At 43.2% G+C, this 15,797-nt stretch carries 19 protein-coding genes; 16 read left to right on the top strand and 3 right to left on the bottom strand.

Annotated features, from left to right (window positions below):
- Window positions 1-6: 6 nt before the first annotated feature.
- From kdpB to HWQ23_RS29445, 3 genes are all read right to left on the bottom strand, one after another.
- Window positions 7-2,148 (bottom strand): potassium-transporting ATPase subunit KdpB, encoded by a 2,142-nt coding sequence (gene kdpB / locus HWQ23_RS29455; protein ID WP_292836743.1) that lies wholly within the window; start codon window positions 2,146-2,148, stop codon window positions 7-9.
- Between the two features lie 197 nt (window positions 2,149-2,345).
- Window positions 2,346-4,091: a potassium-transporting ATPase subunit KdpA gene (gene kdpA / locus HWQ23_RS29450; RefSeq protein WP_292836740.1), complete on the bottom strand. Its 1,746-nt coding sequence runs from the start codon at window positions 4,089-4,091 to the stop codon at window positions 2,346-2,348.
- A 556-nt stretch (window positions 4,092-4,647) separates the two neighbouring features.
- Entirely contained in the window at window positions 4,648-5,904 is a 1,257-nt protein-coding gene (locus HWQ23_RS29445; protein WP_292836737.1) for an FIST signal transduction protein, read from the bottom strand.
- Window positions 5,905-6,277: 373 nt separating this feature from the next.
- On the opposite strand from HWQ23_RS29445, the gene HWQ23_RS29440 reads away from it, so the two are divergent.
- The 16 genes from HWQ23_RS29440 (at window position 6,278) to HWQ23_RS29365 (ending at window position 15,787) form a co-directional block, all read left to right on the top strand.
- Window positions 6,278-6,523, top strand: coding sequence for a Calvin cycle protein CP12 (locus HWQ23_RS29440; RefSeq protein ID WP_094347170.1), 246 nt, complete (start codon window positions 6,278-6,280; stop codon window positions 6,521-6,523).
- A 497-nt stretch (window positions 6,524-7,020) separates the two neighbouring features.
- Window positions 7,021-7,617, top strand: a complete 597-nt coding sequence (locus HWQ23_RS29435) for a DUF3177 family protein (protein ID WP_292836734.1) — start codon at window positions 7,021-7,023, stop codon at window positions 7,615-7,617.
- A 36-nt stretch (window positions 7,618-7,653) separates the two neighbouring features.
- The gene (locus tag HWQ23_RS29430) at window positions 7,654-7,953 is read left to right on the top strand and encodes a DUF7734 family protein (protein ID WP_292836731.1); all 300 of its coding nucleotides are present in this window, start codon (window positions 7,654-7,656) and stop codon (window positions 7,951-7,953) included.
- 97 nt (window positions 7,954-8,050) lie between these two features.
- Window positions 8,051-8,509, top strand: a complete 459-nt coding sequence (locus tag HWQ23_RS29425; protein ID WP_292836728.1) for a hypothetical protein — start codon at window positions 8,051-8,053, stop codon at window positions 8,507-8,509.
- A 22-nt stretch (window positions 8,510-8,531) separates the two neighbouring features.
- A complete protein-coding gene (locus HWQ23_RS29420) occupies window positions 8,532-8,870 on the top strand; it encodes a DUF433 domain-containing protein (RefSeq protein WP_292836724.1) in 339 nt (112 codons plus the stop codon).
- On the top strand, window positions 8,864-9,010 hold the full coding sequence (locus tag HWQ23_RS29415) for a DUF5615 family PIN-like protein (protein WP_292836721.1): 147 nt from the start codon (window positions 8,864-8,866) through the stop codon (window positions 9,008-9,010). Before HWQ23_RS29420 ends, HWQ23_RS29415 begins: the two co-directional genes overlap by 7 nt.
- 78 nt (window positions 9,011-9,088) lie before the next feature.
- Window positions 9,089-9,214, top strand: coding sequence for a hypothetical protein (locus HWQ23_RS29410; RefSeq protein WP_292836718.1), 126 nt, complete (start codon window positions 9,089-9,091; stop codon window positions 9,212-9,214).
- Between the two features lie 22 nt (window positions 9,215-9,236).
- A complete protein-coding gene (locus tag HWQ23_RS29405) occupies window positions 9,237-9,377 on the top strand; it encodes a hypothetical protein (protein WP_292836714.1) in 141 nt (46 codons plus the stop codon).
- 37 nt (window positions 9,378-9,414) lie between these two features.
- Window positions 9,415-9,660, top strand: a complete 246-nt coding sequence (locus HWQ23_RS29400) for a DUF6887 family protein (protein WP_292836711.1) — start codon at window positions 9,415-9,417, stop codon at window positions 9,658-9,660.
- Between the two features lie 41 nt (window positions 9,661-9,701).
- Window positions 9,702-9,902, top strand: a complete 201-nt coding sequence (locus HWQ23_RS29395; protein WP_292836708.1) for a DUF433 domain-containing protein — start codon at window positions 9,702-9,704, stop codon at window positions 9,900-9,902.
- Between the two features lie 123 nt (window positions 9,903-10,025).
- The gene (locus HWQ23_RS29390; RefSeq protein WP_292836705.1) at window positions 10,026-10,502 is read left to right on the top strand and encodes a hypothetical protein; all 477 of its coding nucleotides are present in this window, start codon (window positions 10,026-10,028) and stop codon (window positions 10,500-10,502) included.
- 256 nt (window positions 10,503-10,758) lie between these two features.
- The gene (locus tag HWQ23_RS29385; protein ID WP_292836702.1) at window positions 10,759-11,157 is read left to right on the top strand and encodes a hypothetical protein; all 399 of its coding nucleotides are present in this window, start codon (window positions 10,759-10,761) and stop codon (window positions 11,155-11,157) included.
- Window positions 11,129-11,359 carry a hypothetical protein gene (locus HWQ23_RS29380; RefSeq protein WP_292836699.1) on the top strand — a complete coding sequence of 77 codons (231 nt, stop codon included), beginning with the start codon at window positions 11,129-11,131 and terminating at the stop codon, window positions 11,357-11,359. The genes HWQ23_RS29385 and HWQ23_RS29380 overlap by 29 nt, the downstream gene beginning before the upstream one ends.
- A gap of 212 nt (window positions 11,360-11,571) precedes the next feature.
- Window positions 11,572-12,687, top strand: a complete 1,116-nt coding sequence (gene cbiD, locus HWQ23_RS29375) for a cobalt-precorrin-5B (C(1))-methyltransferase CbiD (RefSeq protein WP_292836696.1) — start codon at window positions 11,572-11,574, stop codon at window positions 12,685-12,687.
- Between the two features lie 224 nt (window positions 12,688-12,911).
- Window positions 12,912-14,531: a glutamine-hydrolyzing GMP synthase gene (gene guaA, locus HWQ23_RS29370; protein ID WP_292836693.1), complete on the top strand. Its 1,620-nt coding sequence runs from the start codon at window positions 12,912-12,914 to the stop codon at window positions 14,529-14,531.
- Window positions 14,532-15,385: 854 nt separating this feature from the next.
- A complete protein-coding gene (locus tag HWQ23_RS29365) occupies window positions 15,386-15,787 on the top strand; it encodes a response regulator (RefSeq protein WP_292836690.1) in 402 nt (133 codons plus the stop codon).
- The last annotated feature ends 10 nt before the right edge of the window (window positions 15,788-15,797 follow it).

Here is a 15,797-nt window from a genome sequence, read left to right as displayed (position 1 = left end):
AGTAAATTAAGACAAAGGTAAGATAATATCTATCAGTTTGATGGCAATGAAGGGAGCAATGATCCCACCAACGCCATAGATGAAGATGTTGCGACGTAGCAGTTGATCTGCGGTTAAAGGCAAGAACTTTACCCCTTTGAGCGCTAGCGGAATTAATGCCGGAATAATCAAGGCATTGTAAATCAGCGCCGAGACGATCGCAGATTCGGCACTCTTTAATCTCATAATATTAAGTGCGCCGATTCCAGCAGCTGCAAAGATAGTGGGAATAATCGCAAAATATTTGGCAATATCGTTAGCGATCGAGAATGTTGTCAATGCTCCACGGGTAATCAGCAACTGTTTACCTATGGTTACTAGGTCAATGAGCTTTGTAGGGTCAGAGTCTAAGTCCACCATATTAGCAGCTTCTTTGGCAGCTTGCGTCCCAGAATTCATTGCCACACCCACGTTTGCTTGAGCTAGGGCAGGTGCATCGTTAGTACCATCACCGGTCATTGCCACCAGTTTACCCTGAGATTGTTCGGAGCGAATCACTTCAATTTTGTCTTCTGGAGTCGCTTCGGCAATGAAATCATCCACTCCAGCCTCTTCGGCAATCACTGAAGCGGTAATCCGGTTGTCCCCTGTGAGCATGACGGTGCGAACACCCATGCGGCGGAGTTGGTCAAATCGTTCCCGCAGACCAGGTTTCACAATATCTTTCAGGTAGATGACACCATAAATCTCCCCATCTTGGCAGACAGCTAAGGGCGTACCTCCTAACCGGGAAACGCGCTCATAAGCTGCGTCTGTATCATCAGGAACCTGTCCGCCACGGGAACGGACAAACCCTTTAATGGCATCCACTGCTCCTTTACGAATTTGTTTGCCATCGGGTAGATTCGTGCCGCTCATGCGGGTTTTCGCGGAAAATTCTACACCTTCGGCTTTGTCGATGTTGAAGTCTACCGCCGCGTCGGACTTTTCTGCTAAAAGTACAATTGACTTGCCTTCTGGCGTTTCGTCAAACAAGCTAGCAGCTAGAGAGACTTGCGCCACATCTTTTAGTGAGTGATTATTCAGGGGAATAAACTCATCAGCCATCCGATTACCCAAGGTGATCGTGCCTGTTTTATCCAGCACTAAGGTGTTGATGTCGCCACAAGCTTCTACTGCTCGACCAGAGGTAGCGATGACATTAAATTGGGCAACCCTGTCCATACCTGCGATGCCAATGGCACTGAGCAAACCACCAATAGTTGTGGGAATTAAAGCTACCAGTAGCGAGATCAGAATCGCAACGCTAGCACCCGCACGCAAACTGTTTCCTGCCTCAGCCCCAAACGCCGTACTGATAAAGCTGGCGATGTAGCCCACGAAGGGAGGCATAGTTGCCACCACAATCAAGAATACCTGTGTTAACACTGCCAACAATACCGTCAAAGCAATTTCGTTGGGAGTCTTGGAGCGTTGTGCCCCTTCTACCAGAGCAATCATGCGATCGATAAAGCCTTGACCAGGATCAGCACTAATGCGAATTGTCAATTCATCTGAAAGTAAGCGTGTGCCTCCAGTCACCGAACTGGCAATATCTGTACCTGGTTGCTTCAATACAGGGGCAGATTCCCCGGTAATCGCAGACTCATCCACTGAGCCAATACCTTTAATTACATCCCCATCGGCGGGAATCATGTTATTTGCAACCACTTGCACCAAATCGCCCCGCCGCAGTTCCGTAGAACTGACTTGTTTTATAGAACCATCGGGGAGGATTTTGTTGGCAATAGTATCCGATCGCGTCGATCTTAATGAATCAGCCTGTGCTTTACCGCGTCCTTCAGCTACGGCTTCCGCAAAGTTGGCAAAAACGAGCGTGAAAAACAGAATAAAGGTAATCAACCCGTTTAACACGCGTTGTTGGTTTATATCTGCCTCGATTGTGCCAAACAGATTTGGGTTAAGGCTAACTAGAAAGGTGACAATTGTCCCCACCCAAACAACAAACATTACAGGGTTTCTGACAGTAATCCGGGGATCGAGCTTGACAAATGACTCACGAATTGCTCTCTGGTAAAGCCCCCGCAAATCCGCTTTCGGCGTGTGCCTGCGCGATTCACGGGTTCCAGATGGAATACGGGTCGAAGGAGAATCAGTAGTAGTTGGCATAGATTAATTGGGGACGAGTCTTTAATACTCGTGAAGGAGTCTTTGAGGTGGATGAATTCGTCTTTGAGTCTAATGCTTTAACTTCAGGACTTACGCAAAATCATCAAAAAACGAACCGCAAAAGAATAAGAGTTTCAGAGAGTTATTGCGTAAGTCCTAAACTTCTAACTCTCCTCCACTCCTCTACTACCCAATCCCTAGCCGATGCCTTTGGCGATAAAAAAGGCTTCACCGATGGGGCCTAATGCTAATACTGGGAAAAATGTAAGTGCGCCTAGAATTAAAATTACGCCTGCGGTGACACCTGTAAACAGTCCGGTATCGGTTCGCAATGTACCAGTTGTGTAGGGAACAGCTTGCTTGCGAGACATACTATCTGCTAACAACAGCAAACCAATGATCGGTATATAGCGTCCTGCCAGTAAACTGAAACAGGTACTCAGGTTCCACCAGAGGGCGGTTGCAGTAGTTTTGGCACCTGTAGCGATCGCTAATGGAGATGGTTGTGAATCTCCCAAACCTTCAAAGCCAGAACCATTGTTAGCAGCAGATGAAGCATATTCGTAGATAACTTGAGCAAACCCGTGAAAGCCGGGATTACTAATTCCTGATAGTTGATCGGGAAATGCCAAGGCGATACCTGCGGGAATCATAATTGCGATCGGGTGAACCAGCAAAAGCAAGAAACTAGCAAGCACGACTTCACGTTTCTCAATCTTGCGTCCTAGAAATTCTGGTGTGCGTCCCACCATTAATCCTGTGGCAAATACTGCCAGGATCAAGTAAGTAAACAAGTAAGCGGTTCCTGTACCCTGTCCACCCCAGATAATTTGCAGGAACATATTAGAAAGGGTAATGAAACCGCCATTGGGCATGAAGGAGTCGTGTAAACTGTTGACAGCACCAGTCATCGTGCCCGTCGTAACTGTTGCGAACAAGGCAGATTGTGCCCAACCAAACCGCACTTCTTTACCCTCCAGGTTCGGTTGCGAACTTCCCAAAAGTGCATTCACAGCCGGGTTGCCGTTGTATTCTCCAATGGCATTGATAACAACAAATACCATGAAAAGCACACTAACCATGCCATATACTAACCAGGCTTGCTTAGTGTTATTAGCAAATAAACCGTAGGCGTAAATCAGGGACGTGGGGATTGAAATCATCGCCACAATTTGAATCAAATTAGAAAATCCGTTGGGATTTTCAAAGGGGTGTGCTGAGTTGATGGCGAAAAAGCCACCGCCGTTTTCCCCTAATTGCTTGATAATTTCAAAATGGGCAACAGGGCCACGAGCGATCGCCTGAGTAATGTTAGGGTCTTCTAAGGTCGGAAACACTGCTGGCCCAGCCAAGGTTTCTGGTACACCAAGGGCCATGAAAACGATTCCGCCGACAATACTAATCGGCAGCAAAATTCGGGTAATCGAGCGAATCAGGTCTACGTAGAAGTTGCCCAAGGGTCTACCCGTCAAGCCTCGAATAAAAGCAATTCCTACCGCCAAACCAGTCCCAGCTGATGTGAACATATGGTAGCCCAGCCCCAACATTTGGCTACCGTAGCTTAAGTAAGTTTCACCAGAATAGTGCTGCTGGTTGGTATTGGTAATGAAGGAAATCGTCGTGTGTAGTATGGTGTCCCAGGTTGGGGCGTCTATCTTGGTCGGGTTAAGCGGTAGCCATCCCTGATTTGCGATGATAAAGAAAATCAACAACCCCATGACTATATTGCTATACAGAATTGCTCGCGCATACTGCCAACCCGTCATATTTTCTTGGGTTTGAACGCCAACCAAAGAATAAAGCACTCGCTCAAGCGGATTCAAAATCACGTCGAGAAAAGTACTTTGCTCTAAAAATACACGCGCCATGTATTTCCCAAAGAAGGGAGTTATCGCTACTATAATTAGTAGCGTTAATGCAATTTGAATCCATCCTTGTAGCATTGGATTAGTCGAACTCCGACATGAATAAATTTCAGATGAATATCAGATATTTTCTAGCGGCAATTAGAAAAAACAATCAAGTATAGCGTCATTATCATTAACTTACCTATAGCTATGTGCTTTCTAAATTAATCATCGAGCTTTTTGCTCAAGAATACAAGGTATAAATTAATATTTAAACTAGTCTATACAAGGAATATATTTGTCTATATATACAAATATTGAGAGTGTTTATCTCGATATATCTGCAAATATAGAATGATAGCTAAATGCTAAACAAACAGCGATCGCGGTTCTCAATTGCATGGAATACAGGAGCCAGCCGCTCTTTCGGGTCTCCCGACTTGGGCGAACTGGTGTACCAATCGTAGGGGCACAGAAAAAGCTCATTGGTGTCAATCTAATTCATAATTCATAATTACTAATTCATAATTGCAATCAGTGGTTGCTCTGAACCCACCACTGATTGTAGACCACGCTCATTTTTTGAATGAGCCTGGTTGCTCCCAAGCCATAAAATTTATGAATTATGAATTATGAATTAATAATTATTTGGTCAGGAATCTAATTCATAATTCATAACTGAATTTTGGCGGCAAATTCCAAATGCTGAAGTGTAGGCGTGTAAGAAGGTTCTGCCACCAACAGGGCCGATTTCACCGCCACAGAAAAACCCGCCTACAGGAATATCCTTAAGGTAGCGCTGAAATAGTTCAGAATCGAAATTGGGTTTACCATACAGTCTTTCACCTCGCCCCAGACAGGCAAACATCAAGGCAGCTACGGCAGAGGGTTCAGAGTCTCGTTCGTGTTGATAACTTTGGAGGAGTAATTCTAGGTCTTGGGCAGAGGCTTGGGCATCGCGTAGGTGGAATTGCAGCCTTTGACCCGGACGGACGCGATCGCCAATTGCGATCGCCCCAGCTGTTGGATCGACCCCAAGAATACCACGAATTAAAAAGTCTCCTTGCTCCAAAGCCAGCTTAAATTCATCCATTGCCACACCAACAAACAGAGAATGCTGTGCTAAACTCCGTTCTTGTTCGCTGAGACTGGCAATCAAATCTCGCAACACCATCAGAGGTACTTTATCATCTAACTCCAGAATAATATTGCGATCGGCTTTTGTGACTTGCAATGGTTTGCCAATCGGTCGGCATCCTTGGGCTACAATCGTTTCCAAAACAATATTGCCAGTCAAAGCTATACCAACAGTGCCCTCCCTATATAGGCTTTGGTGTTGCTCACCGCTAGCATCGTTACAAAAAAGCGCAACACGACCACCCATACCCCCACCACTAGCCTGTCCACCCACGATCACCGAGCCTGGATAAGCAAAATCCAGCCCCTGCAACAAATTGTTGATTCCAGAGGCGAAAGAACTAGACAGCAAGATGAACTGAGGTGTCGGTGATGGTGGCACACCGATCAAATCAAGCCAAGCATCTGGTGAACTGTCTAAGTCTGGTAATTCTTCAGCAAGAATATGAAAGACTTGAATCTTCACCCCTGGAAGGTGTGCTAAAGTCAAGCTGATAGCTGGTTCAGCTTCCAGTTCTTGGGTTTCTCCGCTAACTGTCGTGCCAATCACGCCTCCACCACTACAGCCAATTAGCACTGGCACAGGAAGTTTCTCAGCTAGCAAAGGTAACAGTCGGGAATACTCACTCGTAAAAGCAGACGAAATGAATACCAGTCCTAGATCCGCAGGTGCTGTTAACGATGAGACAGCTCGTTCCACCACATCTGTAACTGCGGCTTCCAAGGAATGATGGGTTGATAGGGCGTTTGCCCACTGCATTTGGTCTGCCATGAGTTTTGAGCTTCTTTCTCTTTTTAGGCTAGTAGGGTTTGATTTTTTATTTTGGGAAGAATTGCATCTTACAAGAATTGACGCCAGCCCTTTGTCTCCTGCATCCCAAGAAGTTGGGGTTGTCATTCCCTAATAGATGCATCTGAATATATTGTATGATTATTTATCTATGGTACTGATTCTAGAAAATCTTAAAAAATAAAGCTAAATGCATTATAAATGCGCTAGTTTGCTCTATTGGTTATAAATCAATAGGCTAAAACACTAACTTATGAGCAGTTAAATGGTTAGAATAGTTAGTAATCAAGCCAAAAACTGCCATTTCTGAACTTTTTCTATACTAGTATTAACAACACACAACGAGATTAAAGCAATGACCAACATCCAAGAAACAGCAAAGGGCGACATCCAAGAAAAAATCCACGAAGAAGTGGAACAAGCGCGTACTGTCTGTGATATAAACGGTAGCAACTCACCAGAGTGTGCTGCTGCTTGGGATGCAGTAGAAGAATTGCAAGCCGAAGCTTCCCACAAACGCCAAAGCAAGCCAAAAAACTCTCTAGAACAGTATTGTGATGACAACCCAGATGCAATTGAATGCCGGGTTTACGACGACTAGAAATTGAAGCACGTAAATTTTCTGTTCCTTTAGTCAGCAAGTAACTAGGATTTACTTACTGGGATTTTGCACTCTTACGGCACTCTCAGCTAAAACCGTACTCTCTCTGCTTGATCATTTTCTCCAAGGGGTAGAAAATTGGTGAAATATCTGGAGTTAGGAATGTCTGAGGGTTAAAATTTAGTGAATTGGCTGTAGGGGCGTACATATGTACGCCCCTATAAACTTGTTTGTAGTATAAATTTTGTGAAAGTCGTATCAGTTGGAGAGCCACTTGCTTACAGAAAAAAGTTAGAGCGCAGTCTTGAGGCTAACCACTGAGCTTTATGCTTTGATTAAACTGTTATCAAGAAGAATTGAGCATGAATTGGAGTCCGATTGACTCCTGAATAAAAGGGTTTAAGCGGTCTACAATCAGGTAGTGGTATAAAATCTCACTTGATTTATTCTGACTCCTAACTTCTGAATTCTTTTTTATCTATTGTTTGAGAAAAACTATGGACTATAATATTTGGTTTCGCCCTTTCGTCTGGATTGATTACCGACTAGCAGTATTATTCCTGGTAATTATTCCGCTAATTCTTCTGATTTGGGCATTTGTGCAAAAAGCAGAAAGCATACAACGCTTATTGACTATATACTGGCGAATATCAAGCCTGGTGGCAATCACGATTTACTTAATGATTGCCCAGTATCCAGTTAGCTTTATCTCTGGGTTGATAGCTCAGATTTTGATCCCGATTTCGTTGTGGTTCTGGGTGGATATCAACGATGAAATTGAGTATCAAAGCAGTGGCTCTTTGAAATTTATTTTTACCTCTTGGCGGTGGGCTACAACTGTTTATTGTTTTTTGGGTACACTAGCCTTTATCCCTTTTTTAGGTTGTGCTTTTTCTGGCAATGTGCTCAAGACTCCCTATTGTCGCGTCTGGTTCGAGGCTCCATTGCTATTCAAAGAATATTTCCATGCTAATAGCAAGGCTGAGTTTTTAGGTTTTCTCGGCATAGCTAGTTTAGTAATTTATGTGGTTTACTTAAGCTACTTTGTTCTGATTAAGCTGGGCAAGCAGGGACGCTCGGCTACACCACAGTAAGCATCGTTGCACTAGCATACCCCTACTCTTAAAAAAATGAATTCCATTGGCAAGCGACTGGAACAATACACCGCTAAACGCCCCCAAGAAGTCCTAATTGTAACGGTGGAAATTGCCGATGAGCAAGATAAAATTGCTATTTTCAAAGGCTTTTCCAGTTCTTTGATGCGCCCAACGGCATTTGATGCAGATGTACCAGTTCTACCAGATGGGGCAAATATCCTCAACATTGACCGAGTAGCCAGTCCTTATAATCCTGAAGCACCCCGTTATATTCAACAAGGAATTTCATGGGAAGCTATGGAAGCTCTTTTATTAGAAGTGGGAGTCAACTAATTCGTAATTTGTAATTCGTAATTCCTAACATAGAGCAGTATGGCGATCGCAGTTAAGACAGACTGGTTACACTGTTAGCATTACTAAATGGGCTTAGATGCAACAGTCACAGGATGCGAACACGCTAAAACAATTCAGTCGAGAACAACGTTGGGAAATTATACGAACCTTGCTACAACGTAGCAACTTGAGCAGCCAGGCAAAACAGGCATTCCGTCAAGCTTATCCCAATGCACCAGAGGAGATGCTGAAAACTGCTGTTTTTCACACTTACGTTGATGGAATTGAAGCAGTAATAGACTGGTTAGTTGATTTAGAGTTATTTCTACGTGAACCTAGTCATCAACTAGATATCGGTGTTACGTATCACCTGCTCTATCACCTCTACAATTGGTATCAGTTTAATGCATTGCTGCCAGATGGGAAAGCAGGAGTGTTGGAACGTCTCAAAGAGATTAAGGACTTGCCTTCAGATGGAGATATAAAGGCAATTCTTACAGCAGTAGAGGAGCTAGAATCGATGTTTGAAGGTGGTCGTAACTATTATCTTGATTAATTTATGGAATTGGAAGACGTTTATGACACTATCGATTATTGCCGAACCTGCTCCTCTAAAATCGAATGAGGATGGTGTAGTTCTTGTCAGTAAAACCCGCGTCACATTGGACACTGTGGTTGCTGCCTTTAAGCAAGGCGCGACAGCAGAGGAAATTGTTTATCGCTATCCGTCGCTCAATTTGGCTGACGTTTACGCTACGATCGCCTTCTACCTCAATCATCAACCGGAAGTAGAAGCCTACTTGCAACAGCGACAGCAGCAATCACAAGAGATTCGGGCAATAAATCAAGCGAATTTTGACCCACAAGGCTTACGCGATCGCTTGCTTGCCCGCAAAGCAGCACAGGAAGCATGTTAAAATTCCTTGCAGATGAAAATTTCGATAATACAATTGTTAGAGGATTATTCCGCCTTAGCCCGGAAATTGACATCGTTCGTGTACAAGACCTTGGGTTATCAGGCAAAGATGATCCAACTATCCTGGATTGGGCAGCCTAAGAAGAACGTATCCTGCTTACCCATGACGTTTCTACAATTACTCGCTATGCATACGATCGAGTTAGGCAAGATCAGACCATGCCGGGAGTTATCGAAGTCAGCCTAGATGCATCGATCGGGCAGGTCATTGAAGATATTCTTGTACTTGTAGAGTGTAGCCAGGAGGGAGAACTAGAAGGTCAAGTTCAGTATCTACCCTGGTAAAGCAGCCAAAAGCCATTGGCGGATGCAAAGAATATCTGCTGCCGATCATCTTAGCCGTTATCCTGAACAAAGCAAGCTATCTGAAACTGTCTTTAATTTTGAAGAACCGATCGCACCGGGAACATTATTATTCTGGATATCATGCCGAATTGGGCAGTTATAGTTATTCTTAAGTTGGGCGATTAAACTTGAGTTGTCTGATGAGCCGAATTAATTACGATTCAATGTCTGATGTTGAATTGAAACAGTATTTTCTCAAGCATCGCCGGGATCAAGCTGCTTTTCAAGCATACTTAGACAGGATTAATCAGCGTCCGTGTAGGATTGTTGCCAGTCCCGACGATCCCGATTTTGATGAGAAGGTTCAAGCAGCGATTCGCCAAAAGCTAGAAGCAGCAAGAAGCAGTAGTCAGCAGGCTAACACTGCGTTGGAGCCGACAGACTAAGAGTGATCTGTCAGAGTCAAAGAAAGGTTATCTACTTTTTTATGGATTACCATGACATTATTACGATTGAACCTGGAAAACGCAGTGGTAAACCCTGTATTCGGGGAATGCGAATCACTGTTTATGATATTTTGGAGTATCTTGCTAGTGGAATGACTCAAGCAGAAATCTTAGAGGATTTTTCTGAATTAACTTCTGAAGATATCAAAGCATGTCTAGCTTTTGCTGCCGAAACCAATTGATTGGAAAATCTTGATATTTTTGTATTATTCAATAGTGATATGATACTACACAATTCTGCTTACCTACAGAATTTAATTTATAAGGCTGATCAACAAAAAATATTAGATAATGGTTCTAATTAAATGAATCGCTTTGAATTTCAAATAACAATGCTCCAGCAAGGTGCTGAGGAACTAGAGAAAAAAATTGCAAACTTTACTGTTAATCTTCTTCAAATAAAAACTGCTGCAATTGCTATTTGGACTGCTACTATGGGCTGGTCTTTTTCTATTAAATCTGCTCCAATTATATTAGTTGGATACGTTGTGATCATAAGTTTTTGGTTTTTAGAAGCTTTTTATTGGAGAGTACAATACTCTTGCATTAGAAAAGCAAGCGTTCTAACTGAATATTTAAACAATCAAAAAGCACTAGATGAGAGTTTTGAGAATGAATCAATGCCAGAAGGGTTGGTCTATCCACTACAACCACTGAAAAGTGAACCACAAGTTTCTCTATCTAAGGCTTTACGAGCGCCGTCACTTGCTATTTTTTATGGACTATTGCTAGCAGCTACATCTACTATTTTAGTAATTACAAACAGTGTAAAATCCCTTTAGAAAAGAGTTTATAATTTTTGGCAGAGGTCTAACAAGTCCGTTGCAGCCGAATGAAGAGAGTTCTTAGTGTTGAGTTTAATATTGCTTACATCCGCTGACCAGGAACGTTACCCTGAAGAAAGCAAGCTACAGATGGGTCTAAATTGCCGTCTGAAACTGTCTTCTCTACGAGACGCGCAAGGAACAATTTTGAAGAATTCTTTAGACATCATAATTCTCAATCAAACAGGGTGGGGTTATGTGAGGTTTCAGCAAAGTGGATAGAACTCAACATCAGTCTTACAAACCTTGGCAGATCGGAGCTTTCCCAAAAAAACATAGTGATGTGGAGTTGCTTAAAGATAGTGATGATGGTCTGGAAATAGACCTCATTTTTTATAATCCAAATCAAACTATCACAGTGAAGTTCGCATATACAGAAGTGTATCGCGTTATAGATGAAGGGCGCAGGCTCAAGCAACTCCAGCACTTGCCTCTACCAATGGAGGAAACAGTATATGTGGTGTCCAATTCAGATATTGTGGAGGAGTTAGTAGATGAATCTTGCGGAATGTTGAAAACTAGGGATGTGGTTCATTACTTTATTGTTACAGACAATGATTGTATTGACGTTATTACTAAGGCTGATGTTAAACCACAATTGGGGAAAAAATGAGCTTCTAGCTGAGTACCACTTTGATTATGAAAAGGCGAAGCCCAACCGCTTTGCTGCTCAAAGTAGAAGAAAGCAACTGCTAAAAGTTGTGGTTCTAGATGAAGATGTAGCTCAAGTTTTTACGACACCAGAATCGGTCAATAAGGTACTCAGGGCACTAATTGAGTCTATGCCACAAATCACAGACGGGGACACAGCCTAACAACCCCAATGCAGCCGATGCATGAAAGCCGCTGGTGCTGAGTTTAACCTTGCTTACATCCCCTGACCAGGAACGTTACCCTGAAGGAAGCAAGCTACAGTTGAGGTCTAAATTGCCGTCTGAAACTGTCTTCTCTATGAGACGCTGCGCGTAGCTTGCTTAAGAGTAAAAGTACAATTTTGAAGAATTATTTTAACTTTTAAATTTACAAAATGTCCCGTTCTGGATACACACTTCCCGTCTTTGCCTGTGCTGCTGCTGTTGCAGCTTTACACTGGTTACGCGATCGCCAACCCCTAACTTTAGCATCTATAGATTTGATTGAACCCGCTCAAATCGCAGAAATCCCCATTGAACAGGTAGCAGGACTATCTGAAAGTACGGCTTTAGCGATCGCTCGCAGCGATCCTGGTGATAATCTCGATTTGACTAAAGATACACCGGTTTGGGCGCTGGTGGAATGGCGAGAACAGGGTGATGATGCTGTAATTATTAAAGGTGGGGAAGGAATTGGCAGACAGATGAATGCTGACGACAAGCCAGCTATTTATGCTTATGCTCAAAGGCTTTTGCAAGAGAATTTGCAACGGATGCTAGCACCTGGGGAAAAAATCACGGTGACGATTATTCTACCCGAAGGGCGATCGCTCGCTGTTCGCACTTCAAATTCTGCTTTTGGTGTGGTTGAAGGACTTTCCCTTTTAGGCACAACAGGCATTTCTCAACCTTTGAGTACACCAGATCAGCTTGCAGTTTTTCGGGCCCAATTACAAAATAAAGCCAGTCGTTTTGAGAGTTTAGTATTCTGTATCGGAGAGAATGGCCTAGATTTAGCGCGTAAACTAGGGATTAATCCTGAACAATTGGTCAAAACTGCTAACTGGATCGGCCCAATGTTAGTAGAAGCTGATCTGCTGGGTGTGAAAGAAATCTTATTATTTGGCTATCACGGTAAGCTGATGAAACTAGCCGGGGGGATTTTTCACACCCATCACTACTTGGCTGATGGACGGCGAGAAATTTTGGCAGCCCACTGTGCGATCGCAGGTTTAAAATTACCAGATATCCAAGCTGTTTTTAACAGTGCAACCGCCGAAGCCGCACTAACATACCTAAAATTGCTAGATGCTGCAACTGGTAGTGATTGGGTAAATCAAGTTTACAGTGCGATCGCCCAAACTATCGATGTTCGTTCTCAAGAATACATCCAAAGCCATAGCCAAAGGGGTACAGGAGTAACTGTCTGTGGCTCTATCCTCTTTGATCGCGATCGCCAAATTATTGTCAAGAGTAAAACTGCTCGTCTGTTGATGGGAAAATTATGTTAATTTATTATGAATAATCGTAAACAATCCAAATAAATAGTCTTTTAATTAACCACTCTCGGATAAGTTTATCGTTTTAATACCATCTCCGACTCAGGGACTAGACAAACGCACATAAACTCGCGTTTGTAAAGGCTCTCTATACCATTATCAGCCTGCCCAGGCTGAATAATAGCATCAGCATAGACCACAAAGCATCTACCCTTAACAGAGATAACTCTCCCGTCATGAATACAGCGGTGATACCAACAGAACAAGCGCCCCAAACATTGGAAAATTTTGGGCGGCTTGATCGTCAATTGATTGTAATTCTAGATTTTGGCTCTCAATATTCTGAGCTGATTGCCCGTCGCATCCGCGAGACTCAAGTATATTCTGAAGTTTTGTCCTATCGTACTACTTCTGCACATTTGCGCCAACTCAATCCTAAGGGAATCATCTTCTCTGGTGGCCCAAGTTCGGTTTATGGTGATAACGCTCCCCATTGTGACCCAGAAATCTGGAATTTGGGAATACCCATCTTGGGTGTTTGCTATGGGATGCAACTGATGGTTAACCAACTCGGTGGGGAAGTGGCAAAGGCCGATCGAGGTGAATACGGCAAAGCATTATTATATATTGATGATCCCACACATTTGCTCACTAACGTTGAAGATGGCACCACCATGTGGATGAGTCATGGAGACTCAGTTACCCAAATGCCATCAGGGTTTGAATTGTTGGCACATACAGAAAATACTCCTTGTGCTGCGATCGCCGACCACGAAAGGAAACTTTACGGCGTTCAGTTTCATCCAGAGGTGGTGCATTCTATTGGCGGTTTAGCATTAATCCGTAATTTTGTTTATCACATCTGCGATTGCGAACCTACTTGGACAACATCGGCTTTTGTCGAAGACGCAATTCGAGAAATTCGCGCCAGAGTCGGACCCAAGCGGGTGCTGTTGGCGCTGTCTGGTGGAGTGGATTCTTCTACGCTGGCCTTTTTGTTGTATAAAGCCATTGGTGACCAACTGACTTGTGTGTTTATCGATCAAGGCTTTATGCGAAAGTATGAGCCAGAGCGATTAGTAAAGCTGTTTCAAGAGCAGTTTCACATTCCTGTAGAGTATGTTAATGCTCGCGATCGCTTTTTAGCTAGAGTTGCTGATATCACAGATCCTGAAGAAAAACGCCGCCGCATTGGACACGAATTTATCAGTGTATTTGAGGAAACATCCAAGCGCCTCGGTCACTTTGACTATCTCGCTCAAGGGACTCTTTATCCAGATGTGATCGAATCTGCTGACACCAACGTTGATCCGCAAACTGGCGAACGGGTAGCGGTGAAAATTAAGAGTCATCACAATGTTGGCGGTTTGCCCAAAGACCTAAGATTTAAATTGGTGGAACCACTGCGGAAACTATTTAAAGATGAAGTCCGCAAAGTTGGGCGTTCCATTGGTTTACCAGAAGAAATTGTCCAACGGCAACCTTTTCCTGGGCCTGGTTTGGCAATTCGCATCCTGGGGGAAGTCACATCTGAGCGGTTAAACATTTTGCGCGATGCCGATTTGATTGTGCGGCAAGAAATTAACCAACGCGGTATGTATCATGATTTCTGGCAAGCATTTGCTGTATTGCTGCCAGTTCGTAGTGTTGGCGTTATGGGAGATCAACGGACTTATGCTTACCCAATTGTTTTGCGGATTGTGACCAGTGAAGATGGTATGACTGCTGATTGGGCGAGAGTGCCTTACGATGTCCTGGAAGTGATTTCCACTCGGATTGTAAATGAGGTGAAAGGGGTAAATCGGGTGGTTTATGACATCACCTCTAAGCCGCCTGGAACCATTGAATGGGAATAATCAAGTTTTGAGTTGACTATACAGCCTAGTTTACTTCTGACTCCTGCTTCCTGACCCTCCGGCTGTATTTCAAAATGGCAATGCCGACCTAACTCGTTTTAAACCTCGGCATTGTCTATTTTTTTGACTTTCAGTTTACTAAGGGACTGAGAATTAAAAATTAAAAATTAAAAATTAAATACCAATACGCTTTGGTTAAGCCCCAAATCCAATGCAAGAGACGTTGCAATTGCTAGTCTCTACATACCTAAAATCAATACCAAAAATCCTTAACGCAAGCGTATTGAATTAAAGACCTTTTGTCTACGGCACGCTCTTCGCGTTCACAGGGGGATTTAAATAGGACTTACGCACTGTACAAATGCATCGTGATGTGAATTAACCATCTTGAGGAAGTTTTCAGGCTTTTCTTAATTATCCTGCGATGCCTACGGCGGTAAACTACGTAAATAGATCATGCTGTAGGGGCACAGCAATGCTGTGCCCTTACGAAAGATATGGTTTTTAACCTTGATTTATATTTGGTATTTCTTGTCAATGCGTAAGTCCTATTAAACCCAAATTTCTGATAAAGCAGTCAGTAATTAGCAAGATTATTATTGAATTCCAACTATTCCTGAAAGTTAATTTTTCAATGTAAAGAAATTTCAACACCAAGAGAATTTTATCAAGTCAATAATTAGAAATGCTAGCGAACAATTAGCTACAAATTCGATAATGACTGGGCTTTCTTGAGTTATTGTCTAGGAAAATAGGCGCGATCGCAGTAAAATTAACAATGGTGTGGTTATAGAGAAAAAAACAAGCAGCTGATTAGAAATAAGTTTCATTTTATCAACGTTAATGGAGATGTTATGGAACCTGTTCCCCTTGCTGGCTTAAACATCCTCGTAGTTGATGATGATGAGGATAGCCGCTTTTACATTAGTACCGTGTTGGAAGCTGATGGAGCCACCGTCATGGGGGTTGGATCGGCAGCAGTAGCATTGAAAGTACTACCTGAGTTGCAACCAGATGTCTTGATTTGTGATATTGCTATGCCTGGTGAAGATGGCTACACCCTCATCCGCAAGATCCGGGCGCTGAAGCCTGAGATTTGGGCAAAACTTCCCGCTATCGCCTTAACTGCCTATGGCGATAGCGAGTATCGTAGGCGTGCCCTGGAAGCGGGCTTTCAGACTCATGTGGCTAAACCAGTTGATCCAGGAGAACTAGTTGCGATCGTCGCAAATTTGGTTGCTCCTGATCAGATTTAACACAAAGATG

This window comes from Nostoc sp. JL33 (assembly GCF_017114985.1).
In the GTDB taxonomy this organism is placed as follows: Bacteria; Cyanobacteriota; Cyanobacteriia; order Cyanobacteriales; family Nostocaceae; genus Nostoc.
This window is presented reverse-complemented; position numbering and strand designations above follow the sequence as displayed.